Raw genomic sequence first — 26,554 nt, 5'->3', positions numbered from 1 at the left:
CTTTCGCTTCAGCGCAGGTAGCCGAGTTCGCGCAGCTGCCGCAGGCGGTCGGGTCCCAGGGGGGAACGCGCCGCCCCTGGCCTCTGCTGGTCACCTTGCCGTCGCCAGTTGTGCAGCTGCTCCTGCAGCAGCGAGCTGTCGACCTGTCCGAAGAGGTTTTCTTTTTCCATGGGGTCGCGCTCCAGGTCGTACAGCTCCATGCGGGCACCCCCGGGCCAGGGCAGGTGTATCAGCTTGAGAGACGAGCGCGTGGCCGCCGTCCAGCGTCCAGCCAGGCCAGCTACGGGCTGCCGAGGGTTCATCGAGTAGCGTTCGCGCGCCGGTGGCCCAGCCGCAAAAAGCACCCGGTCGCTCGTCGGGGCCTGGCCTAAAAGGTCCTGACCGTCCATCTGCTGCGGGCAATCGAGCTTCATCAGCGCGCAGAGGGTCGGCAGAACATCGACCAGCGATACCGGGTCGGGCCGACGGCCGGGCCTGCGACCCGGCACCCGCATTATCATCGGCACGTGCAGCAGCTCCTCGTAGAGGGTGAAATCGTGGGCAAAATAGAGCCCGTGATCACCCAGGCTCTCGCCGTGGTCGGCCATGAACACCACCACCGTGCTATCGGCAATTTCGAGCTTCTGCAGCGTGGCGAGCAGTCGCCCCAACTGCTGGTCCACGCAGTACAGCGCATCGTCGTAGATAAGGCGGGTCGCCTCGAGTTCGCTTTCCGCGTAGCCCTGCACACCAAAATATATTTCCTGCGGCTGCAGCTGGCCTTCCACGAAGTCGCTGATGACCTTGCTGCTGCGCTGCGAAGATCCCGGCCTGGGCTTGCAGGCAGGGTCGGGAAGGTAGGGCATGTGCGTGTCCATGTAATGGGCCCAGAGCAGAAAAGGATCGGCGCTGTTTTTGTTCAGCCACTCCTCGGCTTGCCAGGTAACTGCCGCCGCCCCGCGCCTTGGGTGTGAGCCGGCACCCTCGCCGTCGTACCAGTCTTCAAAGCCGCGGCCGAAGCCGCTTTTGCGCCGGGCCAGCCAGGGGTTGGTCACCACGGCAGCGGTACGGTAGCCGGCCTCGAGCGCGAGCTGGGCGAGCAGCGGGTAGTTGCTGGGCAGACTGGTAAGTCGATCGTGGTTGACCACGCCCACTCGGTCGGGCCAGCGTCCTGTCATGGTGGCCGCCATCGCCGGCATGGTAAACGGCGCTGGCGAAAAGGCTCGGTCAAAAACAATCGCCTCGTTGGCCAGTTGATCCAACGCTGGCGTGACGGTTTCGCCTGCGCCGGCATCGCGCCACGGCCCCAGGTGATCAGCCCTCAGAGTGTCAACAACTACGAGCAGCAGCGACATCGGCTGGTCGTTCCCCCCCACATGGGGGGTGCAGGAGCCCAGGCAGGCAGCAGCGGCAACCAGCAGGATCCCGGCCAATCCCGGTACAGACAGCAGGGGTGGAAATTTCTTCATCCCGGACCCCCCCCCTTCGTCAAGCTCGGCCCGGGAATCTGGCCTGGAGTCGGTATTATTCGAAAAAGCTCGGTAATAAAGGGGTATTTGCCTCTTTGGTGGCTTTTCGAGCGCGTTTGCAGGGTTGTTTTCTTGACTCGTAACATGGGCCTGCGTAGCGTTAAAGGCTGGTTATTCGCTGTCGGGGGTACATGAGCAGTGTACCGACTATTTGTACAGCTTTTTCCGTGTCTGGACGAAGAATACATACCGACTGCTGACCGCAACTTTAATGCAGAAAAATACAGCAAAACATACCAGTGGGCAGGATCTTGACAAGGTAGTAGCCAAGCTCATCGAGCTGGGCCGTGACCGTGGCTTCGTGACCTATGACGAAGTGAGCCGCGTGATGCCCAAGGACGATTTCACGCCCGAGGATCTCAACGCCGCCGTCAGCCTGCTGACCGAGAACGACATAGAACTCGAGGAGGGTTACTCGGGCAGCCGCAAGGCGGACGCTGGAAGTGCCAATACTCCCTCGAGTTCCAACGACTCCGGCGCTGACCACGACGCGCTTTTTGATGGCGACGAAGAAGAGTGGTTGGGCGAAGAGTCGGAGGATCGGCCTCCCAAGCGCGTGGCTGCGAAGCCGGCCAAGGCGCGCCCCAAGCCCAGCGCGGCGGCCTCCAAGGACTATGCGTCCGACAGCACCGACCCGGTTCGGATGTACCTGCAGGAGATGGGCAGTGTGCCCCTGCTGTCGCGCGAGCAGGAAGTAACCATCGCCAAGGAGATCGAGGCCGGCCTGCACGAGGTTCGTGACTGCGTGTACTCCTTGCCGGTAGCTATTGAGTACGTGGTGGGCATCGCCGTGCGTGTTCGCTCGGGCGAGATAGAGCCACGGGATGTTTTTGCCGACGAGTCAGAGGAAGACCGGGCGGCCAGCGCTGAGAAAGACGAGAGGAAGCTCAAAAAGTTTCTCAAGGAGGTCACCGCGCTCAAGCGCATGGCCAGCACCTACCAGGGGAGCAAGCCCAAGCGCTTTGCCCCGGCTAAGAACGTCAAGACTCGCCGCAAGCCCACGGACAGGGAAAACAAGTTCGAAGCCTCGAAAGAAAAGGTTCGGCTCCATCTTATCGACATGGGACTGGGCGAGGCCCACGTCACCCGCATAGTCGGCAAGTTCAAGGAAGCCCGCGAGCTCGCCCGGAAGCAGGAGCGGGTGATAATCCGCGCCGAAAAGCGCACCCGCAGGGATAGCAAGCAGATCCTCGAGCTGGTCCGGAAGATTTCGTCCGGAGACACTAACGACAAGCGCAAGGCTACCGGCAACCTGCGCATGAGCACCGATGCTGCCATCAAGATGGGAGCGGCCATACGCGAAGCGCGGCGTAACCTGCGCGCCATTGAAGCCGAGATCGGCATGTCGACCGAGGACCTGGACTGGGCGGTGCGTATCATCCGTCGCGGCGAGGAGCGCTCGCAGAAAGGCAAGAAGGATCTCATCGAGGCTAACTTGAGACTGGTGGTCTCGATAGCCAAGCGTTACACGAATCGCGGACTTGGCTTTCTCGACCTTATACAGGAAGGCAATATCGGGTTGATGCGTGCCGTGGACAAGTTCGAGTACCAGCGCGGTTACAAGTTCTCGACTTACGCGACCTGGTGGATTCGCCAGAGCGTCAGCCGGGCCATTGCCGACCAGGCGCGAACCATTCGCATCCCGGTGCACATGATCGAGACCATCAACAAGGTGCTGCGTACGTCACGTTACCTCGTGCAGCAGCTTGGTCGTGAGCCGGCGCCGGATGAAATCGCTGAACAGATGGAGATGCCTGCGGACAAGATTCGCAAGGTGCTCAAGATCGTAAAGGAGCCGGTTTCGCTCGAGACTCCCATCGGCGATGACGAAGAGAGTTCGCTCGGCGACTTCGTAGAGGATCGCCAGTCGGTGTCCCCGGCTGAAGCCGCCGTGGCGCTGAGCCTCGAAGAGCAGACCCGTAAGGTGCTGGCCACGCTCACCCCGCGCGAGGAGCAGATCCTCAGGATGCGCTTCGGCATAGGCGAGAAGACCGACTTCACTCTCGAGGAAGTTGGCCAGAAGTTTGCCGTGACGCGCGAGCGTATCCGCCAGATCGAGGCCAAGGCGCTGCGCAAGCTTCGCCAGCCACAGCGGGCTCCCTCCCTTGATCCGCCGTCGGCTCCTTCCTGAGTCAGTAAAGGTGGGGCGCCCGTCGGGGTGGCCCACCGGACTGGTAAATCGGCTTCATAGTTGAAACAATGGGTTCCGTGGACGGGGCGAGCGATGACATCAGCGGAGGTCGGCCAGCTTCTCTGACCGATCGACTGACCCGCGGCGCGGTGTTCGGCGGAATCGGTCTCTTGCTGGTCTACGCCGCCATGGCCTGGATGGCCGGTGCAGGCGAAATGCTCGAAGCCCTGTCGGGCGTATCTCCCCTGCTGCTGTTGCTACCCATAGCGGCCACCCTGATCAGCTATATCACCATGTCCCTTTCCTACGAGGGCATAGCGCGTGCCGCCGGCAGTCCGGTCAAATCTCTCGACATGCTGAGGATCACTTTCGTGGCCAACGCCGTTAACTACCTGCTGCCCACCGGGGGCCTGAGCGGCTTTGCCCTGCGCACGGTCATGCTGCGCAAGAAGGGTGTCAACTCGGGCAAATCGGTGCTGATCTCGTTTACGCAGACGCTGATAACCAATTTCATGCTGCTGCTGTTTATTCTTTACGGCATGGGTCACCTGCTACTGCGCAGCGAGGCCGGCGACGCCCGCGTCACCGCGGCGGTTACGGTGGTGGTCCTGCTCGTGCTGTTTCTCGGTGCCACGACAACGATGATACTGCGCCGCTCTCTACGTAACCGCTTTCTCGGCTTCTGCGCGCGCGCCGGCCACTGGGTACTCAAGCGTCTCGGCAAGCAGGAGCCGCAGGGCCGACGCCTGGACCTGCTTCTGTCTCACCTCAACGAGGGCATGGAGTTCCTCGCCGAACGGCCGGCCGCCTTGTCGCGCCCGGTGGCGTGGATATTTTTTGACTGGTTATTCACGGTGGGAATTCTCTACGCGGCCTTTTACAGCGTGGGCTACCCGGCCACTTACAGCCAGGTGGCAGTGGGATTTTCGGTGTCTATCGTGGTGGCGGTCATATCTTTTGTACCCGGGGGCGTGGGCGTGCTCGAGGCTACCATGGCGGCCACCTTTGCCGGCGTGGGCATCGCATTGAAGGATTCGTTTCTTCCCATCGTGATTTTCAGGGTATGTTTCTACGTGATCCCGGTGGCATTGGCCTTGTTGCTGGCGCGTGGAGCGTTTGCCGAGGTGAGTGACGAAGAAGCCGAAGCCGAGGAGATGCTGTCGTGATCGCCAGGCTGCGCAACAAGTTCATAGGCGGACTGCTGGTCATACTGCCGGTGGCCGCGACGCTCTGGGTGTTGCAGGTGCTGTTCTCCATTCTTGACGATTTTTCGCAGCCGCTGCTTCGCATCTACTTCGGCAGCGACATACCGGGCGCGGGCGTAGTTCTTACCCTGGTCATTGTCATTGTCCTTGGCCACTTTTCGAGCCACCTCGTGGGCGAGGCGGTGGTCCATAGGTTCGAAAAGGTCGTGTCGCGGGTGCCGCTGGTGCGATCGGTGTACGGCACCGTCCAGCAGGTGGTGCGTGGCTTTTCGAGCGGCGGCGAATCGAGTAATTTCAAGCGCACTGTCATCGTGCTCGACGAAGCCGGACTCCCCAGCAGCCTTGGCTTTCTCACCAGTGAATTCGTCTTCGATCGTGCAGGGGCAGAATCCGGTGGCCCGGATGATTCGCTCGAGTACGCCACGGTGTACGTGCCCACCAACCATCTCTACCTGGGCGACGTCATGCTGCTGCCGCGGCACCGGGTACTCGATGCCGAGATGAGTCTCGAAGACGGGATTTCTGCTGTGCTCTCCTGCGGCGGCTCGATGCCGGCCACCCTGTGCCCGGCTGCGCGTGTAGACACAGCGTCTTGAAGGCCACCGCCAACGTGGGCCTCGACCTGGGCGGGCAGATCATCAAGGCCGTGCTGGTGTCGCCCTCCGGCGTGCTGCTCGACCAGGCCTCTCTGCCCAGCGGCGCCGACACCGATCTGCCGCGATTGGCCGACATGTTGACCACGCTGGTTGGCGGACTGGAGTCTTCGGCCGGCGAGACCCCCGACAGCAGCGCGGCTCTCGGGCTGGGCGTACCCGGCGTACTCGACTCTGCCGGCCGCCTGCTTGGCAGTCCCAACCTTCCGGCCCTGCAGGGCGTAGTACTTGCCGAGCGCCTGGCCGCGGCGTTAGCCCGGCCGGTGCTGGTTGAAAACGACGCCAACTGCGCAGCCCTGGCCGAGGGTTTGGGCGGCGCCGCGGAGGGCGCGCCTGACTACCTGCTGGTGACCCTGGGCACGGGCCTGGGTTCGGGCCTGGTGTTGGGCGGCAAGCTCTACCGCGGACCTTCGGGCCGTGGCTGCGAGCTTGGGCACACGGTGATCGTGCAGGGCGGGCGCCGCTGCGGCTGTTCGGCCCGGGGTTGTCTTGAAGCCTACGTGTCCGAAACGGCGACGGTTGCCATGGTCGAAGAACTCGACACCGAGCAGCGGTCAAGATTGCTTGCCCGCGCAGAGCAGGAGGATCGGGGGCTGGCCCACAGCCTGTTCGAGAACGCCGGGGACGACGAAGTCGCTGCGCGCCTGGTCGGGCACATGATCGCCGCGCTGGGAGTCGGCCTGGCGTCGGCCGTCAACTCGATGGACCTGCCACTGATCGTACTGGGTGGCGGACTGGCCCCGGTCTTCATGGCTCGAGTGGACGATATCAGGCGCGAGATTGCAGCCGCGTTGTTTGCCCGCGGCATAGACGAGCTGCGCACGGTGGCGGCGGTTCACGGCCGACTGGCGGGTGCCATGGGGGCGGCCCGCCTGGCCGGGCTCGCTGGCGTGGGCGTCGACTGAAACCCGGGCCTGTTGCCGTCGTGGCTACCCTGTCGTAGAAGTTCGACGCGAGAGTCATCCATGCGTTACACCCGACTGCTTCTCCATACAGTAAAGGAAGACCCCTCCAACGCCGAGGTGGTCAGTCACCGCCTGATGCTGCGCGCGGGCCTGATACGCCAGGTAGCCCGCGGCATATACGATATACTCCCCCTCGGCCTGAGGACCGTTCGCAAGATAGAAGCTATCGTGAGGGAAGAGCTCGACGCGGCCGGTTGCCAGGAAGTGTCGCTGCCGCTGTTGAGCCCGGCCGAGTTGTGGCGCGAAAGTGGACGCTGGGATGCCTACGGACCCGAGTTGCTGCGGCTCGTTGACCGCAGCGGCCGCGAGTTCTGTGTTGGCCCTACCCACGAGGAGGTCATGACCGATCTTGTTCGTGGCAACGTGCGTTCTTACAGGGAGCTGCCGCTCAATCTCTACCAGGTAGACACCAAGTTCAGGGACGAGATCCGTCCGCGTTTCGGACTCATGCGCGGAAGAGAGTTCCTGATGAAGGACGGGTACTCGTTTCACGTTGACGAGGAAGACTGTCGCCGCGAATACCAACTGATGTACGACACCTACGCGCGAATTTTCACCCGCTGCGGTCTCGACTTCAGGGCGGTGGAGGCCGACACCGGCGCCATAGGAGGGTCGGGTTCGCACGAGTTCCAGGTGCTGGCCGAGTCCGGTGAAGACCTGATCCTCAGCTGCGACCACTGCGACTACGCGGCCAACGTAGAGAAGGCCGAGCTGGCGGTCGGCGAGCCCGGTCTCTTCGAATCGTCAGAGCCCACCGAGGTCTCAACGCCGGGAGCGGGAAGCATAGAAGACGTGTCGGCCATGTTGTCGGAGCCAGCCGGGCGTTTCGTGAAGACGCTGCTGTTCGTTGCCGACGACCGTGGAGTGGCAGCGCTCGTGAGGGGCGATGACCAGCTGAGCGAGGCAAAGCTTAAGCGGGCGCTGGGCGTGTCCGAGTTGCGGATGGCCGAAGCCGACGAGGTGAAGAAGATGAGCGGCGCGCCGCAGGGTTTCGCCGGCCCGGTAGGGTTGGAGATCGAACTGGTCGTCGACCTGCGACTGCGCGGTGCTACGGGCATGATTACCGGGGCCAATCGCGCCGACCTTCACCTGTCGGGCATAGACCAGCAAAGAGACTTTCCGGTGGCCGAGTTCCACGACCTGCGCGAAGCCGCTGCGGGTGACCCCTGCCCGCGCTGTAACGGCGGCAGCTACCAGGCTTTTCGCGGAATAGAGGTAGGCCAGGTTTTCTACCTTGGCAGCAAATATTCCGAGGCCATGGGCGCCACTTACCTCGATACCGATGGCAACGAGTGCGTGATGCAGATGGGCACCTACGGCATCGGTATCACCCGTACCATGGCTGCTGCCATTGAGCAGAACCACGACGACGACGGCATAATCTGGCCGCCGGCCATCGCTCCCGTGCAGGTGCTGCTGTTGCCCGTCAAGTGGAAGGACGACGAAACCCGCGCGGCCTCGGAAAAGCTCTACGAGCAGCTACTGGCGGCCGGCGTCGAGGTCATTCTCGACGACCGGGACGAGAGGGCGGGAGTCAAGTTCAACGACGCCGACCTGCTCGGCATACCGTGGCGGGTCACGATCGGACCGCGTGGCGTCAAGCAGGGGACCGTTGAGCTGCGCGAGCGAAGAAGCGGCGAGAGCAGTGACCTGGCGCTGGACTCGGCCGCCGAACACATAGTGGCTGCGGTCAGCGAGGCGCTCGCGCGGTGACGGCCTCGTCCGAAATCTACGAGGTCGCCCGCAGGAAACTCATTTTTGCCCTCGACGTAGGCACGATCGCCGAAGCCGACGAGTTGATAACCCTGTTGGGTGACAGCGTTGGCATGTTCAAGGTCGGTAAGCAGTTGTTCATGAGCAGCGGCCCGCCGGTGATCGAGCACGTGAAGGAGCGGGGTAGCGAAGTTTTTCTCGACCTCAAGTTCCATGACATCCCGCGCACCGTCGCCCGCGCGGCGATGGAGGCCACGAGGCTGGGCGTTTCGATTTTTAACCTGCACGCGTCTGGAAGCGCGGCCATGATGTGCGAGGCCGTGCGTTCGGTAGACAGGGTTTGCCGTACCGAGAACCTTGAACGTCCGCGCATGCTCGCCGTGACCGTGCTCACCAGTATTGACGCCAGCGACTTGCGTGCCATAGGTGTTGACGGTGAGCTCGACGACCAGGTCGTTCGACTGGCGCTGCTGGCGCGGGACTCGGGCATGGACGGGGTGGTGGCGTCGCCCCGCGAGATAGCCGCTATACGCGAGGCCTGTGGCCGCGACTTCATCGTGCTTACCCCGGGTATACGACCGGCGGGAAGCGACAAGGGTGACCAGAAGCGCACAGCGGGCCCGGCCGACGCCGTAAGGCGAGGGGCCGACTACGTCGTGGTCGGGCGGCCCATTCGCGACGCCGGTGATCCGCGCGCGGCCGCCAGGCAGATCATAGAAGAAATCGTAGAAGGCTTGAGCTGAGTCGTCCGTCAGTCGAGCAGCGCCAGCCGGGTGTCGCCCAGCAGTGACTGGTCGGCCAGCGCGAGCGCGATTCGCTCTGCCACCGGGCCGTGCTCGGCCAACACGAGCAGGAAGGTCTTGTCCTCGAAGCCCAGCTTGAGCAAACGCGCCCCCGTCTCGGCTGTCCGGCTGATCTCTTCGCCAAGGCTGGCGGCTTGCTGTTCATCAAGCAGCGCAAGGTCAGCCTCACCACGGGCTACGGCGAGCAGGCCGTCGGCCGTGCCCAGCCCTAACCAGGCCGGCGCCGGCGCGTTGTTGTGGCCCTTACCGTCGTGTCCCTGCCCGCGGCACGACAGCTCGGCTAACAGTTCGACCACTGGATGAGGGTCACCGGCCAGCAGCGGCGTGTCGAGCGCCCGATCGAGCGGGCGCAGCATCTCCAGTTCCACCGGCCCGGGTTCGGCGCCCTCGGCGTGGGCCGCTATGCGCAAAATCGCGTCGGCGCGCAGGAGCGTGGTGATCGAACCCGAAGAACGCGGTAGCGGTGTCGCCAGCAGGCGTTCGCGATCACGGCGCAGGCATACCCGCACCAGTTCTTCGACGCCGAGTCTCGAGGGCGCGGCGCGCAGCAGCTCGGCCGTAACCACGGTGGGCTGGCCTGCCTGCCCGCCCAGGCAGGCGTCTACCAATGGCAACAACAGTTCCCGGCACACGGCCCAGGCCGATACCGGGTAGCCGGGAATACCGAGTATGGGGGTGCCGCTGACACGGGCGACAATAGCAGGTCGGCCCGGCACCAGGTCCACGCCGCGAACGAGCACATCGCCGAGCCCGGCGAGCACGTCGACCGTGTGGTCACGGCGGCCGGCAGAGCTGCCCGCAATAACGCAGAGCAGGTCGTGGCTGGCCGCGCCCTCGCCTATGACCCGCGCCAACTCGGCGGGGTCGTCGGCCACGTGGCCGAGGTACACGGGCTTTGCCCCGCGCTCTTGCAGCATGGCTGCGAGTACCCGCGAGTTGAACTCGATCACGGCGCCCGGCGCGGCCGCCTGGCCGGGTTGCACCACCTCGTCGCCGGTGGCGAGGATCGCCACGGTGGGGGGCAATCGTAATTTCAGCGATTCGACACCGGTCGCGAGCATGGCGCCGATTTCGGCCGCGCCCACGCGGCATCCGCGACCCAGCAGTTGCACGCCGGCGCCGACGTCTTCGCCCGCCCTGCGCACGTGCTTGCCGACCGCCACCGGCGAGGTGATCTGCCAGCCGCCGTCGACCTGCTTACTGTGTTCGACCATGACCACCGCGTCGGCCCAGTCGGGCATGGCCATGCCGGTGTCCACCGGCGCGCAAGTGCCGGCGGCCGCCATGTCCCGGGCGCGGTGTTCGGGCAAGGTGCAGGGAGAGGCTTCGCTCGCGGCGCTCGTGTCGGCGGCGCAAACGGCAATTCCGTCCATTGCGGCAGCCCGGTAGTTGGGATTGGCGTGGCGGCTGTACACCGCTCGCGAGCTGGTACGGCCTAGCGCGAGCGACGGTTCAATTTCTTCTTCGCCTGTCGCGCGCGCAATCGATAGCAGCAGCTCACGGGCCGCGGCCAGCGAGAGGCGAGGCGCGCTCACAGTGGCGCGCGCGTTGTCGGATTTTTTACCCACTCCGCTTGTCAGCTCTCAGTCGAGAAGCAGGACCTCCACTGTTTCTCCTGTGGCGGCCGAGTCGCGGTGCAGGGCTATGCGAGCGAGTCCGTCTGCGCGGGCGAGCGACGATAGCGACAACGATCGGCCAGGCACGGGTTGCGCGGTGGGCAGGTCTTCGCCGGCTTCCAGCCGCACGCGCAGCCAGTCTTCGCGGCCGCTGCTGCCCTTGACGTCGGCGCCCAGCCTCGCGCGAATCAGGGGCATGGTCGCGCGTATTCGATCGAGGGGTTCACCCTCGAGGTGACGCAGCAGCGACGCCCCGAGCAGTGCAAAGACCACCACGGCGGCTGCCGGGTTACCGGGTACTCCTACCACGGCGCAGTTACCCACGCGGGCGATGATGGTGGGTTTGCCCGGCGCTATGGCCAGGCCGTGCAGCAGGACCTTGCCGCCAAGGTTCTTGATGGTGGCCAGCGTCAGGTCGCGGGTGCCCTTGGAGCTGCCACCCGACACGAACACCGCGTCGCATTTTTCTATCGCCAGTGACAGCTCCCTCGTGAAGCGTTCGGCCTCGTCGGGCACGACCATGCTGACGGCGGGCGTTATGCCGCGCCGGCGCAGCAGCGCGGCTAACGAGTACTGGTTGGCGTTGTAAACCTGCCCGGGGCCGAGCTCGGTGCCGGGTTCGACGATCTCATCCCCAGTGGCGATTACGCCCGCCACTGGCACCCGGAATACGCGCACGCTTTCGTGGCCGGTCCCAGTCAGCACCCCGGTGTCGCTCGCTCTCAAGCGCCGGCCGGGCTGCATGAGAAGGTCGCCACGGCGCATGTCCTCGCCCTTGGGTACGAGGCAGTCGCCCGCCTGCACCTGCTTGCGTACGAACACCCGGGCGGCGGTTCCGCTGTCGCCGCCAGTGCCGCTATCGGTGTCGGTGTACTCGACCATGACCACCGAATCAGCGCCCGCTGGGAGCACCCCGCCGGTGGATATGCGCAGCGCACTACCAGCCTCGAGCTCGGTGGTGGGGGCATGGCCGGTTTCGACCTGTCCCGCAAGCTTGAGCACGGCGGCGTTCTGTTCGTTGGCCCCGGCAGTGTCGGCAGCGCGCAGGGCGTAGCCGTCCATGCTCGATCGGGTCGAGTTGGGTACGTCGGCCGTCGCGGTAACGGTTTCAGCGAGTACGCGGGCCTCGGCGATGCGAGCGTCCACTGACTCGATGTCGAGCGCGGTAAAGACCTCCAGCAGCTGCGTAGCTTCTTCGAGGCGGGCGAGTTCAAGAAAACGGGGCACGCTTACATTCTCCTGTGGTCGGCACAGGGTAACTCGCGCCTGGCCTTGTCGAGCACCGCAGCGTCGAGCTCGCAGGTGAGAACCATGTCCTCGTCGTCACCGGCCTCGGCCAGCACGCGGCCCCAGGGATCGATGATCATCGAGTGCCCGTAGTCGGCAAAGCCGTAGCCGGCCTCGCCGTACTGGTTGGGAGCAATAACCCAGGCCTGGTTCTCGACCGCTCGCGCTCGCAACAGCAGTTTCCAATGGGCCTCGCCGGTGGGGTAAGTAAACGCCGAGGGCACGGTCAGTATCTCGGCTCCACGCGCGGTCAGCTCACGATACAGTTCTGGAAAACGAAGGTCGTAGCACACCGACAGCCCGAGTACGGCAGGCCCGGTGGAGGCCACGACCGCGCGGTCGCCGGGTAGCCGGGTGTCGGTTTCACGAAAACTCACGCTGCCGGGCATGTCTACGTCGAAGAGATGCATCTTGCGATAGAAGGCCAGAAGTTCACCCTGGGGTCCGAAGAGCAGGCTGGTGTTGTAGCAGGCTTCGGGCGGCGCGGCGTTGACGGGCTGCTTGTTATTGCCGGTGTTACTGTCGGCCGTTCCAGCGTCGGCCGATTCGAGCAGGGAGCCGGCCACGATGCAGATTTTCAGCTCGGCGGCCAGTTCTGCCACGGCTTTCGAGCTGGGGCCCGGTATCGTTTCGGCGTTCGCCAGTTCATCGGCCTGGGGCCCGCGCCAGGAAAATATTTCGGGCAGTACCGCCAGCTGTGCGCCCTCGCGGGCCGCCTGCCGCAGCAGTTGGCCGGCGCGTTCGAGGTTGCTCGAACGGTCCGGTCCCGATTTCATCTGCACGGCGCTTGCCTTGAGCGTCTTCATCTCTGTTCGCCCGACGCTAACCGGCGCCACGGTGGTGGTCAACCCGCTGCCGAGGTGTGTTTGCCTGTTAGCCCCCGTTTTGCTAGCCATCATCGTGAAGAGTTGGCTGTACCGGGGATAAAATCATGAGCAGAGAACGCATTATCAAGCGGTACGCCAACCGCAAACTCTACGACACAATGAAGTCCCGTTACGTTACCCTCAAGGGCCTGGCCCGGATGGTGCGTGACGGCGAGGAGCTCAGGGTCATAGACAATGAGAGCGGTGACGATCTCACTGCGATCACGTTTGCCCAGATCATACTCGAGGAAGAGAAAACCCGCAGCAGCCTGGTTTCAGTTTCGTTTCTGCGCGAGCTGATTCGATCGGGCGGGGCAACGGTGCAGGACATCAGCGATCGGGCTACGCGCGGAATGGAAGTGCTGGGTGGAATAACCGAGCGCGCCAGCGAACGGGTACGCGACGTGGTGGGTGGCGGTGGCCGCGCAATCGAAGAAGGGCGGCACCTCATCGATGACTTGGTCGCGCGTCCACAGGAACAGTTCAAGGAATTGCGAAGTTGGCTCAGGGAGTCGGTGGACAGCGCGCGCAGTAATTCGGTGGTGCAGCGCGAACTCGAGCGCGTGGAGAGGAGCCTGCAATCGCTGGAGAATGCCGTGGGCCTGGTGCGTAGCGGCGAGGACGAAGGCGACGGCCCCCGGGCCGCCGCTGGCGAGGAGCCCACTGGTGATTCGCCCGTTGCCCAGTCGTCTGCCCCTGATGCAGTTGCCCCGGAGGCACCCGCGGACGGGGAGTCGGAGGGCGAAGACAGTTTTCTCGACACGCCGGCCGGGGGGGAGAGCGTCGACCGTTAAGTCGCGCTCGTCGTGTCCTTTATGGCGAAGAAGAGTAAGGCCGCAAAAATGTCACCCGCCGATGAGCGCAACCGCGCGCTGCTGGATCGGCTCAAGGAAGTAGCCGAAAGCGTTGGCTTGGAGGTTCGCGAAGAAAAACTTCACCGCGACGCCGGCTACAGCGTGCAGAGCGGCCTGTGCACGGTGGACGGCAAGGAAGTCCTGCTCCTGGACCGCAAGGTGCCGGTGGCCGAGCGACTTGAACTGCTCGCCATTGCACTGAAAGATTCCGATCTCGTTGGCCAGTATCTCGACCCCGAGCTGAGAGAACTCATAGACGGTCCCGGTGGGTCAGCCGGGTCCCCCGCCTGACCATTGGCCATCGACAAAACCATCCGGCTGGATAGGTTTCGCGATTTCATTCGCGAACACGGCATGAAAAACACCCATCAGCGCGAAGAAATAGCGCGCTGGTTTCTCGGAATAAACGGTCACTTCAGCGCCGAGCAGATCTTTGCCCGCGTGCGCGTGATAGAACCCAGCATAGGTTTTTCTACTGTGTACCGGACCATGCGACTGCTCTGCGAGGCGGGCCTGGTGCAGGAACGCCACTTCGACAAGGGCGAGGCCCTGTACGAAAACCTGGAGGCCCACCACGACCACTGCATATGTACCGAGTGTGGTCGCATCGAAGAGTTCGAGAACGACCAGATCGAGAGCCTGCAGGAGGCCGCGGCCAAGCGGCTGGGCTTTTCGCTGGTGAGCCACCGGCTCGAACTCTACGGCCTCTGCCGCAACTGCCGCTGAAAAGGGCGCCTCGCCATGCTTTACAGGGCACTTGAGCGCTGGTATCAATGATATTGACAATCGTATTCAAGATGCCTGCCGCCCCCGGTGCCTGTTGTACACATGCTGAAAAGATTCCGACCCGCCCTTTTATGCGGCATATTTGCTCTTGCCGCGACGGCCTTCGTGTACGCGCGGCTGTCCGGAGCTTCGGGTCCGCTCGACATGGGCGAGCCCGACCGGGTCCGGCAGCTGGGTATGTTGCGCGTGGCCGTGCAGGAATACGGCGAAGGCGTACGCGGTGGCGAGGTGGTCGATCCCGACGAACTCGCAACCGCGATGGCGCTGCTCTCCTTGCTCGCCGATTCCTCTCCGTCGCCCGAGCTTGACGCTGTCATTGCGCTGGCAGAGGGCCGCGCCCCGGTGGAGGAGCTGACCAGGGCTTACGAGCAGTGGGCTGGTGTTCACGCTGATGGAGTGGGATTCGAGGCTCCGGCGGGCAGGCCTTCGCCACAGCGCGGACACACACTTTACCTGCGCTACTGCACCTCGTGTCACGGCGAGCAGGGCGATGGCAATGGCCCGCTGGCCGACCAGGTTACCGGCCCGCGGCCGGTCGATTTTACCGCCGCCCCGGAGCTGCTCGACGAGACGCCCGAGGAGTTTTTCCAGGTGATGGGCATGGGCCTGCCGGGCACTGCCATGCCGGCCTGGGATCACGTGCTCACCGTCCAGGAGCGCTGGGATATCGTGTGGTTCCTGTGGACCTTGAAATCGCCTCCGGCGATTATTGAGGCAGCCGCGGTCGATAGCCGAGCAGCTGGCGGCGATCTCTCAAACTGCGGCGACTGCCACGGTAATGGCAAGGCCCTGGACCTGTCCGACCCGATGGCGACTGCGGGCTTGTCTGACCGTCGCCTGCTGGCGGCACTCGAGCGCTCGAGTGCCCACGGCGATGACGACGGTAGCGCGGCGGCCTCGCTGCTGGTCGCTGCGCGCCTGGCTTCGGCCGATAGCGGCGATGCGGCCGACGAGCAGCGCGAAGTAGATCCGCGTCACCTCTTGTCGGCCCTTGAGCTGGTGGTAGAGGAGTACAACGACGGTGTCCGCGACGGCGAGGTAGTCAACAAGCTTGAGTACGGTGAAGCGCGCATCTTCCTGGCCACGGTCGCGGCCGATATCGACGCTTTGGGCGACGCTATCACCGAGGCAGACAGCGCCGCCGTGGCCGCAGCGCTGCAGGAGCTCACCGAGGCAGTTTATTCGCAGCGGCCAGCGGGACAGGTGGCTGTTGCTGCCGGCCGACTCGACGAGTCCTTGCGTGCCAGCCTGGGGGTAGAGGCCGCCGAAACAAAGTCGAACGACCTCGGTGAGGTGCTCCAACTGGTGGAGCGGGCGCGCGCGATGGCCGAGGACGATTCGGTTGGCGCCGCGGCTGTCATGCTGCAGGCCTACATGGTTTTTGAACAGGCCGAGAAACTTATCGCCACCCGTGATTCTGCGCTGGCCGGCACCCTGGAGAAACGCTTTGCCCGTGCCCGCGCCGACCTGCTGGCTGGACGCGAAGTCGACTTCGATATGATAGCCCGCGACCTCGAGGCAGCGGCTGTCCTGTTGGGAGCGACCGCCAGCTCAACCTCGGCCTTCTTCGCTTCGCTGGTGATCATACTCAGGGAAGGCCTGGAGGCGATACTCGTGATCGCCGCGCTCGCGACCTACCTGTCGCGTGGCGGACACACGATCGCCCGGCGCTGGCTGTTCGAGGGTGCGGCGGTGGGCGTGCTGCTCAGCATCGCCACCGCCGCCGCGGCCCAGTGGCTGCTTGGAGGGGTCGGCCTGGCCGGCGAACTCATAGAGGGTGTCACCATGTTGCTCGCGGCCCTGGTGCTGTTCAGCGTGAGCTACTGGCTGTTGTCGCGCGCAGAGGCCGAGCGCTGGCAGCGCTATATACAGGGGCAGGTCGACCGCGCGCTGGGCGCCGGTTCGCGCTGGGCCATGGCCGGGATCGCGTTCCTCGCCGTTTATCGCGAGGGGTTTGAGACAGTGTTGTTCTACCGTGCCCTGCTGGCCGACGGCGGCCAGGTGATGGCCGTGTCGGGAGGCTTCGGGGTCGGCAGCCTGCTGCTCTTCCTATTATACCTCGGGATCTTCAAGCTAGGTGTCCGCGTGCCCTTGCGGCCGTTCTTTTCGGCCACCGGCAGCCTGCTCTACCTGCTGGCGTTTCGTTTTGCAGGCGCGGGCATAACCGAGTTGCAGGAAGGCGGAGTCATGGCGCTCACCCCCGTGGGCTGGTGGCCGGAATTCTCGCTGCTGGGCATGTCTCCCGATCTCGAAACGGCCATGGCCCAGGGGCTGATGCTGGCCGCGGCTGTGCTGGCTGCGGCCGTGCTGTTGCGTGCTCGCCGTGGGTCGGTCGACCAACCAGGCTGAGCCTCAGGAGAAAAACATCTTCTCGGCGTTGGCGGTGGTGGCCCGGGCCACTTCTTCGATGCTGCAATCGCGTGCGCGCGCCATCGCTGCGGCCACGTGCACCACGTAGCCGGGCTCGTTGCGCTTTCCGCGGTTGGGCTCGGGCGCGAGGTAGGGTGAGTCGGTCTCGAGCATCATGCTGTCGAGCGGAACCCGCGCGGCCACGTCCCTCAGTTCGCCGGCATTGCGAAATGAGATTATCCCGGTGAACGAAAGCAGCAGTCCGTGGTCGAGGTACCAACAGGCCTCTTCGTAGTTACCGGTAAAGCAGTGCACAACGCCGCCTGCGGCAGGCACGCCCTCGGCTTCGAGCACGTCGCGGAGGTCCTGGTGCGCGTCCCGGCAGTGCAGCACAACCGGCAACGAGCACTGGTGGGCCAACTGCAGGTGGCGGGCCAGTGCCTCGCGCTGGAGGTCGCGGGGGGAGTTGTCGTAGTAGTAATCGAGCCCGGTTTCGCCCACCGCCACCACCGTCGGCCGGGCGAGCAGGCCCAGCAGCTCGTCGATCGTGGCCTGGTCGACCGACGCTGCGTCGTGGGGGTGAATGCCGGCCGTGGAGCGCAGGCAGTCGTAGCGCTCGGTCATCTCGGCGCTGCGCCGACTATCTTCAATGGGGCCACCGCCACCTACGGCCACCATGCGGGTAACGCCCGCGGCCACGGCACGCTCGATTACTTCGTCGACGTCGGCGCTGAACTTGGCGTCGGAAAGATGGCAGTGGGTGTCAATGATCGCGGGCGTCACTGCTTGTCTATCTCTATGCGAGGAAACAGCGGCTCGGGCTTGCCCACGCGGTGGCCGGGCTCAAAGGCTGTCCCCCAGGCAGGCGGCTGCTCGGCCATCTCTAGCGGGTCGGTATTGAGCAGCCTGGAGATAGCCGCTGAGCTGTCGGGCATGAAGGGCGCCAGCAGTCGGGCCGCGTGCAACAGGGCTTCGCACAAGAGCAGCAGTATCTCGCCCACCCGCCCGCGCTTGCTCTCGTCCTTGTAAAGCTTGAAGGGCGCCGTATCGACTATGTACTTGTCGCAGGCAGCAAGAGCGTGCCAGGTTTCTTCGAGTGCGAGGTGGAAAGACAGCCGCTCGAGCAACTCGGGCACTCTCTGCTCGGCCTTTTCAAAAGCCGCGTGTACTGTCGCGTCGGCAGCCGTGTCTTCGGCGGATGTGTCTTCAGTGGCCGGTGCCTGCAGGAGGCCGTCGAAGTACTTGTTCTGCATCGACAGCACCCGGCTCACGAGGTTGCCCAGCCCGTTGGAGAGGTCGCCGTTGAAGCGCCGTACGAAGGCGTCCTCGGTAAAGCTGGAGTCGGAACCAAACGACATTTCGCGCAGGAGGAAGTAACGAAAGCTGTCGAGCCCGAAGCGCTCTTTCATTTCCAGCGGACGTATCACGTTGCCCAGCGACTTGGACATCTTGCTCTCGCCCATGTTCCAGTAGCCGTGTACGTTTAGCCGATCGTACAGCGGCAGCCCGGCGGCCATCAGCATGGCCGGCCAGAAAATTGCGTGTGGTTTGAGTATGTCCTTGGCTATGAAGTGGTTGGCGTTCTGCCAGAACTCGTCGGCCTTGTCGCCGCGCGCGAACTCGAGAGCCGAGCGGTAGTTGAGCAAGGCGTCGAACCACACGTAGGTGACGTAGTTGTCGTCGAAGGGGAGCGGGATACCCCACTCCAGGCGACTCACGGGGCGTGAAATGCAAAGGTCTTCGAGGGGTTCGCTCAGCAGGGAGAGTACCTCGTTGCGGTAGCCCTCGGGGCGGATGAAGTCGGGATTGTCGTGCAGGTGGTCAAGCAGTCGCTGCTGGTAAGCCGACAGCTTAAAAAAATAGTTCTGCTCTTCTATCCACTCGGGCTCGAGCTCGTGGTCGGGGCACTTGCCGTCCACCAGTTCGCGGTCGGTGTAGAAGCGTTCGCAGCCGGTGCAGTAGTTGCCGCCGTAGCTGTCAAAGTAAATATCGCCGGCGTCGTTGACGCGCGTGAGCACCTCGCGCACAAAGTCCACGTGGTAGGAGTCGGTGGTGCGCACGAAGTGGTCGTAGCTTATCGAGCACTCGTCCCAGGTTGACCTGAAAACATCCGACACGCGGTCGGCGTATTCACGCGGCTCACAGCCGGCGGCTTCAGCCGCACGGGCTATCTTGTCGCCGTGTTCGTCGGTGCCGGTCAGAAAGAACACTTCCCTGCCCATCGAACGATGAAAACGTGCCAGGGTGTCTACGATCACCGTGGTGTAGGTGTGCCCGAGGTGAGGCTCCGCGTTCACGTAGTAAAGCGGGGTGGTGAGTTCGATGGTGGAAGGCTTGCCTGTCATGACGAGGGTGTGGTGCTCAGCCTCTTATATGCAACAGGGCTTCGCGGATGGCCAGTTTGGCGTTGGCGTTGCGGCCCAGCGCCAGCGTGCAGGAGTTCATGGTCAGCGAATCGTGCACCAGTCGGCGCGGGCTGCGTGCCGCTGCCGCGGTGGCCAGTAGTCGATCGAGTTCACCGTTACCCTGAGGCCGCGATTGCCCCAGGGCGGTCCTCGCCTTGGCCAGTTGCCACTCGGCGAGCAGTTTTATTCGGCGCTTGCGTTCGGGAGTGCTGCTGTCCTTGCCCGATTTGCCGGCGAGCTGCCGCACCAGCGGCTCCAGGGGGAGCAAGGGATTAGCGAGCAGTTCTTCCCAGCTGCTCACCAGCTTGAGTCTTTCGTCGATCGCGCGTTCGTCACTAGACAACGCGAGGTCGGCCCGGCCGCCGGCCAGCAATGCAATCTCGGCTGAGCGGTGGCTGTCGATGCCCTGCGCGGCCATCACCCGGCCGAGTTCGTCGTCGCCGAGTAGGCCGAAACGAACAAACTGGCAGCGCGAGCGCACGGTGGGCAACAGGGCCGTCGGGTTGGCGGTCACCAGAACGAGGACGCAATCGCCCGGCGGCTCTTCGAGCAGTTTGAGCATGGCGTTCTGCGCCTCGACTCTGAGCAGCTCGGCGTCGCGGATGATCGCCACGCGCGGGCCGGGCCGCTGCGGGCTCGTGGCCAGTGTGGACACGAGCGGCCGCTGGGGAACGTCGGGTTTCTTGCGCGGAACGATCTGGGCGAGATAAATGGGCTTGCCGTCTTCCATGGGCTCGACCACCACGAGGTCCGGGTGACTGCCCGCGGCCAGCTGTCCACAGCGATCGCACAGTTGGCCGGCGCCTTCTTCAAACAGTCCGCGGCAGTTCTCGGGTTGCTCGCACTTGAGCCGCGCGGCCAGCCACAACGCAGCCTTGAACTTGCCGGTGCCCATCGGCCCGCAGAAAATGAACGCGTGGTGATGGCGTCGATCGCCCTCGCCTTGCCGCGGCACCAGCCGTCGGAGCTTGTCGAGTTGCTCGGCGTGACCCTGCAGCGGCGAAAGATCGGCAGCGCTCATCGATCTGCCCCGGATTGTGAAGCGAGAAACTCATCCACTGTCGACAGCACCGAGGCTGTAACACTCGCCTGGTCGCGGTTGCCGTCAATGCGGCGCACGCGTCCGGGTTCATCCTTGTAGCAGCCGGCAAAGCCGTCTCGCACCCGCTGGTGAAAAGTCGTTGGCTCGGCCTCGAAGCGGTCGCCCGGCCCGCCGCTGTGATCGCGTGCGCGCGCGAGTCCGATCTCTATTTCGCAGTCTATCCATAGCGTGAGGTCCGGCACCAGTTGGCCCGCCGCCCAGGCGTTGAGTTCGTCTACCAGGGCGCGCTCGTGTCCGCGGCCGTGGCATTGGTAGGCGATAGTGGAGTCGCTGTAGCGGTCGCAGATCACCACCGCTCCGCGTTCGAGCGCCGGTCGTATGACCTCGGTTACGTGCTGGGCGCGATCGGCGAGGAAGAGCAGGAGTTCGGCCCGCGGGTCCAACTCGGAGGCGGGGTCGGCCAACAGGCGTCGGATCTCGGCGGTAACCCGCGTGCCACCCGGCTCGCAGGTGAGGACGGCCTCGAGGCCGCGGTCTTCAAGGTGCGCCGCGAGCAGACCCGCCTGGGTAGACTTGCCGCAGCCCTCGATGCCTTCCAGTGTCACAAGGGCTGCCATCGGCCGCGATGATTATGGCCCGCTTGCGAAATCGCAACCGTGGCCGGGACTCCTGGTCCCCTTGGAGGCGTCAGGGCGGGCAGCTAAGCCCGTGGTCGCGTTGCACGAGCAGTCTGCTGGCCCCGCCGCAGCGGCCCAGCCCTTCGAGCACGCAAGCTCCAGCAGGCAGGGGTAGCAGGGCTGCGCTGGCCCAACTCACCGGTGGCCCAAGCAGTGAGACCGCCCAGCCCGACTCAGCGCCAGCCATGGCCAGGGTGATTGCCGCGCGAGCGGCGTAACGGGCGCAAAGCGAGTCGCGCCGCGCCTGCAGCTCGACGACCAGCCCGCGCGAGAGCCCGGCCAGCGCCACGACGAGTGACAGCGTGGCGAGACACAGCAACAGGGTGGCCATGAGTACAGCGCCGCCTTGTGGCCGGCGCCCAATAGATACAGCGCCGCCTTGTGGCGGCTGTTCAGCCACCGCTGCTTTCTGCCGTCTCGGGTAGTGCGAACAACAACAGGCCCGCGGCCGTGGGTACTGCCACTGCCCTGCTGTTGGAGGCCGAGCTCGAGATGCCAGCTGACTGGTCGTAGTAAGAAAACGCCGAGCCAGCCGGCAGGCCTTTGACCAGGGTACGCGATTGGCCACCAAACTGTTGCGCCAGTCTTCGCTGTGAACCACTGCCGCGAACGGCCAGCGTGGTGAGTTCCGAACTGTGCAGGTCGATCTCGCCGTTTCCGTCGCTGTCGCAGGCAAGCACGACCTTGTCCGACAGTGCCTCCACGACCACGCCGGGGCCGGTGGCACAGCTCTCGAAACTACCGGCGAGCAGTCGTTCTACCTGCCGGTGGCGCAGCAGGTCGGCGCCGGCTCGTTCGCCGTCGTTCAGCACCGCGAGCCCCGACAGCATGATAGCCGCGAGCGAAACCAGCAGGGCCATTTCAAGACCGAGCACGGCGGCGCTCTCCATCAGGCTGCTGCTCAAGGTTGCGCTTCGCAGGCCGGCAGCAAGGCGGCCAGCCTGGCCTGGTAAGGGCCCGACTGTACTGTGACCGTGGCCACGGCTAGTGCACCCGGGCCGGGGCTCAAGCTGCGCGAGCAATCGAGACCAGCGGGGCAGCTGAGTACCGGCCCGCAGGGAGCCGCTAGCATGAGGTCGAGCCTGTTGCGGGCGGCGTCAAGAGCGGCGCTCCCCGCTCGGGAGAGAGACAAGGACAAAGCGGCTGAGCGCGCCAGGCCCACCAGAGGGCCGGCCAGCAACGAGGCCAGCGCCAGCGCGGCCATGCACTCTAACAGCGAGCTCCCCGCGGGTGCCGTTGGCGCTGCTTTCAATGAACCAATCCCCGCTGGTTAATCACCAGCCTCACGGTGCCACCGCGCCGTCCGGCCAGCACCATGGTGGAGTTGTCGGCAAAGCCACCGGCCTGGAAGCGCACGTAGCCGCGGGTAGGCGCAGACAAAACCGAGACTCCGCCAGGGAGTGGGTAGGGGTCGTGGCGGAGCAGCCCGTCGCTCACCACGATCTCGGTCATGCCGGGTGTGATCTCGAGGTCGAACCAGCGAGATTCGATATAGGCGAGGCGCCGAGCATCGGTGGCTGCGCGCAGGGCGACCGTGCGCGCAGCCGACAAAGCCGCGGCCGACGACAGCTTGAGCGAGCTGGCGGTGACGGCTACCGCAGCCAATGAAAGCAGGGTCATCGACGCGAGCAGTTCGAGCAGTGTCCAGCCACCGGCGCGGCGTTTGCTGTTGGAGACACGGTTGTGAGAAGAGGCCGTCACGGGTTGCAGTATGCACCCGCGGGTACCAGCCGGACAATGACATTGCTGTTAAGAAACAGCCCGCAATTCGTCCATCGCAGCGTTGCTTACGCTTATGTTATGGCGGACCACGCCTCGCAGTGAAAAATCGCTCAGCAGTTCTACCGGCCGGCAAGCAGCCGCCGATGGTCGCAGTCCCAGCGCGCCGGCCAGCCAACCCACCAACCGTTCGGGTGACACGCCGGCCGCGCGCAGGCTGGCCAACTCGAGCCCACCGTCACGCTTTGAAAGCTTTACGCCCGCGTCGTTGAGCAGCAACGGCAGGTGGGCCCAACTCGGCTCGCGGTCCGAGAGCGCGTGCCACAACTGCAGCTGGCCGGCGGTGGAACCGAGCAGGTCGGCACCACGCACTACCTCGGTGATGCCCATTTCGATGTCGTCTACAACTACCGCCAACTGGTAGGCGAACAGCGAGTCGCGGCGGCGCAGAACAAAATCGCCACTACCCAATGCCGGGTTGTCGCCATGGGGACCGAGGACGAGGTCATCGAAGTTCATCACTTCGTTCTGTACGCGCAGGCGCACCGAGTTATCGCGGTCCTCGCCCGAGAGAATGCGTTCGAGCCAGCCGGGTTCGTTGTGGTCGGGGCGCAGCCGTGCCGGGTAGCCAGCAGCGGCGTTATCACCCGCCGCGCTATCACCGGCGGCACTGCCGGCAGAAGCGATACCGGCAAGGTCGCGACGTGACAACGCGCAGGGAAACAGGAGGCCCGCTGTGTCGAGCCGTCGCAACGCGGCTTCGTAACGCTGGCCGCGGAGCGATTGCAGGTAGGGGCCGTGGTTACCGCCGACGGTGTCGTCTTCATCCCAGTCCAGCCCCAGCCACTCGAGCTCTCGGCGTTGCTGGTCGGCCATGCCGGGCACGACCCTGCCGCTGTCGAGGTCCTCGGTCCTGTACACGAGGGTGCCGTCCGACGAGCGCAGCGACAGCCAGGCCATGAGCAAGGCGGCAGCGTTGCCCAGGTGAAGTGGGCCGGTCGGCGAGGGGGCCAGTCTGCCCCTGGCCGCTTTGCCGGCCTGGTCAGTTTGGTCGCGGGGCGCCACGCGGTGCCTACTCGGCCGGGCAGTCGCGAATGAAGGGAATGGGGACGCAGTCGGCACCGTCGCCCAGGATACTGTCGATGCCGTCGCGCAGCGCGCGGGCCGCGTTGTTACCGATGTCGTTGATTCCCGACGCACCGCTCTTGCTGCCGGGCGGCTGATCACAGCTGCCGTCGCTGAGCAGGGTGGCAAGCAGCGCCGTGGGGGTGAAAGCGCGTCGCGGAAACGCCACCCGGGGTTCGTTAACGCTCCCGGTCATCGCGAAGGGGACGTACTTCCAGCGTAACGTGCGGCTGCCGGTGGGATCGGTGTCATCTTCGATCTGCTCGGTCTCGCAGCGCATGAGGGGGCGCACCCATGAGGGCAGGTCGAGTTTGTCGTCCTCGTCGTTGGCGCCCGCCCAGGCCTCGACGTCCCAGTCGCCGTCCAGGTCTACCGTACCCATCAAGAGCACGCGTTCGCTCTCGCCTCCCAGCACGATGCGCTCGCTGCTCACGCTGCCCGAGGTCACGATGAGTTCACCACCGGATTTGTTGAGCGGCAGCGAAGTGAGCCCCCCGAGTCCGGTGAGCGACGCTACGGTGTTGAGCAGCTCGGAGCCCTCGATTCGGCCCTTGTCGATATTGAACCTGCCTCGGCCCTGAAGCAGCTCGGTCCAGTGCGCTTCTTTGCCCTCGACTTTCTGCTGCTTCGAAGAACGGGTGTTGGTCATAGAGAAGTTGGCCTCCAGGGAGAGCTCTCCCCTCAGGCGGATGGGCAGGTCGAAAGCCTCTACAAAAATTTTGAGGTCGATCTCCTCGGCCCACATGCCCACGCCCAGCGAGGGGGGTGAGTCGCCGAGGTCGGCCTCGCCACTTGCCGTCAGTGTGCCGTCGGCGGTCTCCAGGCTCAGCTCGGTGAGTTTCACCCGGTCGCCTGAAATGCGGAGTTGCGCCTTTATGTCCTGCGCCAGCAGGTCGCCGTACTCAACTACGCCGTGCTTCACGTTGAGAGTTATTTTCAGCGGCTCGGCGTCCTCGGGGTCGCCGTTGTCATCGCCCGGCTGCGGGTCGTCGGTGAGCATGGCGACAAGCGAAGAAGCGTTGAGTCGTCCGTCAGCGGCTCTGCGCAGGTAAACGGTGGGCTCCCGCAGGTCTACCCGGCTCACGTGCAGCTTTCCGTTGAGCAGCTCGGCCCAGTCTATTCGCAGTTCAACCTGCGATGAGTAAGCGAACACGTCCCCTTCGCTGTCGGCAAAATCGGCGTGCTCGCCGATGACCAGCCCGCCCAGCAGCAAGCCGTCGCTTCGCAGCGCGACCTTCTTTACCGAAAGATCGCGCTGCCAGCGTTGTTCGAGGGACGCAAAGACATTGCTGTCGACCCATTCGGGCGTAAAAACGTAGCGGCCCCACACCCACAGGCCCAGCACCAGCAGGGTAGTGACCAGGGCCAGCAGGCCCAGCACGCGGCCGGCAGCGGCGCCCCGCGTGCGCGGGTTCCCTGTGGGCACATAATTCATCGTCACCTGTATAACGCGAGCGGCGGGTTCGCGCCAAGGCTGTGTTTCGGCAAAGGGCGCTTCGCCCGCGTGCTTACTGCACGCCCAGGAGCATGGATGTGCTGCCGGCGCCCGTATCCATGAAAAGCCCCCCCGCCGCCCCCCAAACAGGGGGGGCGGCGGGGGCTTTTCTGTGCTCACAGTGCTGGGAAGGGCTGTGCTGTTCTGTATACAATGGCGTACGCCTTGTCGCCTGCGCGTGTCCGCACCCGAGCGGGACGCCCGCGGCCGGCCTATTACTCCATGAAATACACCCAGAACCACCCTCTCCCCCTGCCCCCGGGCGGCAGCCACGAAACCGTTGTATCCGAGGTCGGCACCGTCTTTGACTGGGGCTACAAGCTCGAGCGCGAGGACCTGCTGGCGCTGTACGAGAAAGGAAAGGCCGCGAGCTGGAACGCGGCGGATCTTGACTGGGACACCCCGGTAGACCTCGAAGGTTGGATAGACGAACGCATTCACGCGGGCGCCCAGCAGGTGATGGAAGAAATGCTGTCGCCGCCCGAAAAACTGGAGCCGCGACAGTTCATGGAGCTCAACCTCAATATGAACGCGTGGATGCTCTCACAGTTTCTCCACGGAGAGCAGGGCGCGTTGCTGGCCACCTCTAAGATAGTGCTCGAGGCGCCTGACGAGGAGGCCAAGTTCTACGGTGCCAACCAGGTGCAGGACGAGGCCCGCCACGTGGAGGTCTATCACCGCTACATCACCGAGAAAGTGGGCCGCAGCTTCGAGGTCAACAAGCACCTGGGCGTGTTGCTCAACGATATACTCACCGACTCGAGGTGGGACATGACCTACCTGGGCATGCAGATCATGGTTGAAGGCCTGGCCCTGGCTGCCTTCTCGTTCATGAAGGTGCAGATGCCCGACGAGCCCCTGCTGCAGGATTTCACCTCGCGGATTCTACAGGACGAGGCTCGGCACGTGGCCTTCGGCGTACTCACTCTTGAGAGTATTTACGAAGGCGGGCTGACCGCCTCCGAACTGCGCGAGCGCGAGGACTTCGTCATCGAGGCGACCCATCTCATGCACGACCGCCTGCTGATGGAGCAGGTTTACGAGCGCATGGGCCTGGACGTTGACCGCTGGATAGAATGGGCCATACACACGCCCTTCATGACAGGTTTCAGGCAGATGCTGTTCTCCAAGATCGTGCCTAACCTCAGGCGCCTGGGGCTGCTCACGCCTCGCGTGCGCGAGGAGTTCGACCGCCTGGGCATACTGCATTTTGAAAGCGGTAAGGATTCAACCGAAGACGCGCAGCCCCTGCCGCCCGAAGAGCTGCTGGCCGTCATGTCCGAACTCCAGGCCCCCGGCTCTGCCTGAGCGCGGGCAGGCTTGCCGCACTGCAGTCGGACGGCTAAATACGGGGG

25 protein-coding genes are annotated in these 26,554 nt (G+C 64.5%); 11 read left to right on the top strand and 14 right to left on the bottom strand.

Translation table 11 applies throughout. The features are described 5' to 3' along the window. Positions 1 to 8: 8 nt before the first annotated feature. Positions 9 to 1,448, bottom strand: coding sequence for a hypothetical protein (locus EYQ35_03785; GenBank protein HIF63262.1), 1,440 nt, complete (start codon positions 1,446 to 1,448; stop codon positions 9 to 11). A gap of 271 nt (positions 1,449 to 1,719) precedes the next feature. Here EYQ35_03785 and rpoD point away from each other — a divergent pair, with 271 nt between their 5' ends. From rpoD to pyrF, 6 genes are all read left to right on the top strand, one after another. Next, positions 1,720 to 3,639 (top strand): RNA polymerase sigma factor RpoD, encoded by a 1,920-nt coding sequence (rpoD, locus tag EYQ35_03780; protein HIF63261.1) that lies wholly within the window; start codon positions 1,720 to 1,722, stop codon positions 3,637 to 3,639. Between the two features lie 68 nt (positions 3,640 to 3,707). Beyond that, a complete protein-coding gene (locus EYQ35_03775) occupies positions 3,708 to 4,805 on the top strand; it encodes a flippase-like domain-containing protein (GenBank protein ID HIF63260.1) in 1,098 nt (365 codons plus the stop codon). Then, positions 4,802 to 5,440, top strand: coding sequence for a DUF502 domain-containing protein (locus EYQ35_03770; GenBank protein HIF63259.1), 639 nt, complete (start codon positions 4,802 to 4,804; stop codon positions 5,438 to 5,440). Before EYQ35_03775 ends, EYQ35_03770 begins: the two co-directional genes overlap by 4 nt. Continuing rightward, on the top strand, positions 5,380 to 6,402 hold the full coding sequence (locus EYQ35_03765; protein HIF63258.1) for an ROK family protein: 1,023 nt from the start codon (positions 5,380 to 5,382) through the stop codon (positions 6,400 to 6,402). The genes EYQ35_03770 and EYQ35_03765 overlap by 61 nt, the downstream gene beginning before the upstream one ends. Positions 6,403 to 6,462: 60 nt before the next feature. Further along, the gene (locus EYQ35_03760) at positions 6,463 to 8,175 is read left to right on the top strand and encodes a proline--tRNA ligase (protein HIF63257.1); all 1,713 of its coding nucleotides are present in this window, start codon (positions 6,463 to 6,465) and stop codon (positions 8,173 to 8,175) included. Between the two features lie 14 nt (positions 8,176 to 8,189). Continuing rightward, the gene (gene pyrF, locus EYQ35_03755; protein HIF63256.1) at positions 8,190 to 8,918 is read left to right on the top strand and encodes an orotidine-5'-phosphate decarboxylase; all 729 of its coding nucleotides are present in this window, start codon (positions 8,190 to 8,192) and stop codon (positions 8,916 to 8,918) included. Positions 8,919 to 8,926: 8 nt separating this feature from the next. On the opposite strand, the gene EYQ35_03750 is transcribed toward pyrF, so the two are convergent. The 3 genes from EYQ35_03750 to EYQ35_03740 are packed head-to-tail and all read right to left on the bottom strand — an operon-like array spanning position 8,927 to position 12,687. Then, positions 8,927 to 10,546 (bottom strand): hypothetical protein, encoded by a 1,620-nt coding sequence (locus EYQ35_03750; protein HIF63255.1) that lies wholly within the window; start codon positions 10,544 to 10,546, stop codon positions 8,927 to 8,929. Positions 10,547 to 10,561: 15 nt separating this feature from the next. Continuing rightward, the gene (locus tag EYQ35_03745; protein ID HIF63254.1) at positions 10,562 to 11,821 is read right to left on the bottom strand and encodes a molybdopterin molybdotransferase MoeA; all 1,260 of its coding nucleotides are present in this window, start codon (positions 11,819 to 11,821) and stop codon (positions 10,562 to 10,564) included. A gap of 2 nt (positions 11,822 to 11,823) precedes the next feature. Continuing rightward, positions 11,824 to 12,687: a carbon-nitrogen hydrolase family protein gene (locus EYQ35_03740; protein HIF63253.1), complete on the bottom strand. Its 864-nt coding sequence runs from the start codon at positions 12,685 to 12,687 to the stop codon at positions 11,824 to 11,826. Positions 12,688 to 12,812: 125 nt separating this feature from the next. Between EYQ35_03740 and EYQ35_03735 the strand changes: the two genes are divergently transcribed. From EYQ35_03735 to EYQ35_03720, 4 genes are all read left to right on the top strand, one after another. Further along, on the top strand, positions 12,813 to 13,541 hold the full coding sequence (locus EYQ35_03735) for a hypothetical protein (GenBank protein ID HIF63252.1): 729 nt from the start codon (positions 12,813 to 12,815) through the stop codon (positions 13,539 to 13,541). Between the two features lie 21 nt (positions 13,542 to 13,562). Next, a complete protein-coding gene (locus tag EYQ35_03730) occupies positions 13,563 to 13,892 on the top strand; it encodes a hypothetical protein (GenBank protein HIF63251.1) in 330 nt (109 codons plus the stop codon). Positions 13,893 to 13,955: 63 nt separating this feature from the next. Then, positions 13,956 to 14,327 (top strand): transcriptional repressor, encoded by a 372-nt coding sequence (locus EYQ35_03725; GenBank protein HIF63250.1) that lies wholly within the window; start codon positions 13,956 to 13,958, stop codon positions 14,325 to 14,327. Positions 14,328 to 14,429: 102 nt separating this feature from the next. Next, positions 14,430 to 16,736, top strand: a complete 2,307-nt coding sequence (locus EYQ35_03720) for a c-type cytochrome (protein ID HIF63249.1) — start codon at positions 14,430 to 14,432, stop codon at positions 16,734 to 16,736. A gap of 3 nt (positions 16,737 to 16,739) precedes the next feature. On the opposite strand, the gene EYQ35_03715 is transcribed toward EYQ35_03720, so the two are convergent. The 10 genes from EYQ35_03715 to EYQ35_03670 all read right to left on the bottom strand — a co-directional run bounded on the left by EYQ35_03715 (position 16,740) and on the right by EYQ35_03670 (position 25,145). Then, on the bottom strand, positions 16,740 to 17,519 hold the full coding sequence (locus EYQ35_03715; GenBank protein ID HIF63248.1) for a TatD family deoxyribonuclease: 780 nt from the start codon (positions 17,517 to 17,519) through the stop codon (positions 16,740 to 16,742). Then, a complete protein-coding gene (metG, locus tag EYQ35_03710) occupies positions 17,516 to 19,081 on the bottom strand; it encodes a methionine--tRNA ligase (protein ID HIF63247.1) in 1,566 nt (521 codons plus the stop codon). The genes EYQ35_03715 and metG overlap by 4 nt, the downstream gene beginning before the upstream one ends. 16 nt (positions 19,082 to 19,097) lie before the next feature. After that, positions 19,098 to 20,162, bottom strand: a complete 1,065-nt coding sequence (locus EYQ35_03705) for a DNA polymerase III subunit delta' (GenBank protein HIF63246.1) — start codon at positions 20,160 to 20,162, stop codon at positions 19,098 to 19,100. Beyond that, complete coding sequence (tmk, locus tag EYQ35_03700; GenBank protein ID HIF63245.1) at positions 20,159 to 20,800, bottom strand: dTMP kinase; 642 nt, start codon at positions 20,798 to 20,800, stop codon at positions 20,159 to 20,161. Before tmk ends, EYQ35_03705 begins: the two co-directional genes overlap by 4 nt. 70 nt (positions 20,801 to 20,870) lie before the next feature. Next, on the bottom strand, positions 20,871 to 21,191 hold the full coding sequence (locus tag EYQ35_03695) for a hypothetical protein (protein ID HIF63244.1): 321 nt from the start codon (positions 21,189 to 21,191) through the stop codon (positions 20,871 to 20,873). A 61-nt stretch (positions 21,192 to 21,252) separates the two neighbouring features. Continuing rightward, positions 21,253 to 21,765, bottom strand: a complete 513-nt coding sequence (locus EYQ35_03690) for a hypothetical protein (protein HIF63243.1) — start codon at positions 21,763 to 21,765, stop codon at positions 21,253 to 21,255. Beyond that, a complete protein-coding gene (locus EYQ35_03685) occupies positions 21,762 to 22,112 on the bottom strand; it encodes a hypothetical protein (protein HIF63242.1) in 351 nt (116 codons plus the stop codon). Before EYQ35_03685 ends, EYQ35_03690 begins: the two co-directional genes overlap by 4 nt. After that, positions 22,109 to 22,561, bottom strand: coding sequence for a type II secretion system protein (locus EYQ35_03680; protein ID HIF63241.1), 453 nt, complete (start codon positions 22,559 to 22,561; stop codon positions 22,109 to 22,111). Before EYQ35_03680 ends, EYQ35_03685 begins: the two co-directional genes overlap by 4 nt. A 48-nt stretch (positions 22,562 to 22,609) precedes the next feature. Further along, positions 22,610 to 23,833, bottom strand: a complete 1,224-nt coding sequence (locus tag EYQ35_03675; GenBank protein HIF63240.1) for a tRNA glutamyl-Q(34) synthetase GluQRS — start codon at positions 23,831 to 23,833, stop codon at positions 22,610 to 22,612. Then, positions 23,652 to 25,145, bottom strand: coding sequence for a hypothetical protein (locus EYQ35_03670; GenBank protein ID HIF63239.1), 1,494 nt, complete (start codon positions 25,143 to 25,145; stop codon positions 23,652 to 23,654). Before EYQ35_03670 ends, EYQ35_03675 begins: the two co-directional genes overlap by 182 nt. Positions 25,146 to 25,421: 276 nt before the next feature. Between EYQ35_03670 and EYQ35_03665 the strand changes: the two genes are divergently transcribed. After that, positions 25,422 to 26,507 (top strand): ferritin-like domain-containing protein, encoded by a 1,086-nt coding sequence (locus tag EYQ35_03665; GenBank protein ID HIF63238.1) that lies wholly within the window; start codon positions 25,422 to 25,424, stop codon positions 26,505 to 26,507. Positions 26,508 to 26,554 lie beyond the last annotated feature (47 nt).

This window comes from Candidatus Binatota bacterium (genome assembly GCA_012960245.1).
GTDB lineage: Bacteria > Desulfobacterota > Binatia > UBA1149 > UBA1149 > UBA1149.
Note: the sequence above shows the minus strand (reverse complement) of the source record. Positions and strands in the feature narration are given on the sequence as shown.

What these genes read in the sequence shown, in the direction of transcription:
- EYQ35_03785 (HIF63262.1), bottom strand. Translation starts at nt 1,448, where the DNA reads ATGAAGAAATTTCCACCCCTGCTGTCTGTACCGGGATTGGCCGGGATC.
- rpoD (HIF63261.1), top strand. Translation starts at nt 1,720, where the DNA reads ATGCAGAAAAATACAGCAAAACATACCAGTGGGCAGGATCTTGACAAG.
- EYQ35_03775 (HIF63260.1), top strand. Translation starts at nt 3,708, where the DNA reads ATGGGTTCCGTGGACGGGGCGAGCGATGACATCAGCGGAGGTCGGCCA.
- EYQ35_03760 (HIF63257.1), top strand. Translation starts at nt 6,463, where the DNA reads ATGCGTTACACCCGACTGCTTCTCCATACAGTAAAGGAAGACCCCTCC.
- EYQ35_03740 (HIF63253.1), bottom strand. Translation starts at nt 12,687, where the DNA reads ATGAAGACGCTCAAGGCAAGCGCCGTGCAGATGAAATCGGGACCGGAC.
- EYQ35_03735 (HIF63252.1), top strand. Translation starts at nt 12,813, where the DNA reads ATGAGCAGAGAACGCATTATCAAGCGGTACGCCAACCGCAAACTCTAC.
- EYQ35_03730 (HIF63251.1), top strand. Translation starts at nt 13,563, where the DNA reads ATGGCGAAGAAGAGTAAGGCCGCAAAAATGTCACCCGCCGATGAGCGC.
- EYQ35_03725 (HIF63250.1), top strand. Translation starts at nt 13,956, where the DNA reads ATGAAAAACACCCATCAGCGCGAAGAAATAGCGCGCTGGTTTCTCGGA.
- EYQ35_03720 (HIF63249.1), top strand. Translation starts at nt 14,430, where the DNA reads ATGCTGAAAAGATTCCGACCCGCCCTTTTATGCGGCATATTTGCTCTT.
- metG (HIF63247.1), bottom strand. Translation starts at nt 19,081, where the DNA reads ATGACAGGCAAGCCTTCCACCATCGAACTCACCACCCCGCTTTACTAC.
- EYQ35_03705 (HIF63246.1), bottom strand. Translation starts at nt 20,162, where the DNA reads ATGAGCGCTGCCGATCTTTCGCCGCTGCAGGGTCACGCCGAGCAACTC.
- tmk (HIF63245.1), bottom strand. Translation starts at nt 20,800, where the DNA reads ATGGCAGCCCTTGTGACACTGGAAGGCATCGAGGGCTGCGGCAAGTCT.
- EYQ35_03695 (HIF63244.1), bottom strand. Translation starts at nt 21,191, where the DNA reads ATGGCCACCCTGTTGCTGTGTCTCGCCACGCTGTCACTCGTCGTGGCG.
- EYQ35_03665 (HIF63238.1), top strand. Translation starts at nt 25,422, where the DNA reads ATGAAATACACCCAGAACCACCCTCTCCCCCTGCCCCCGGGCGGCAGC.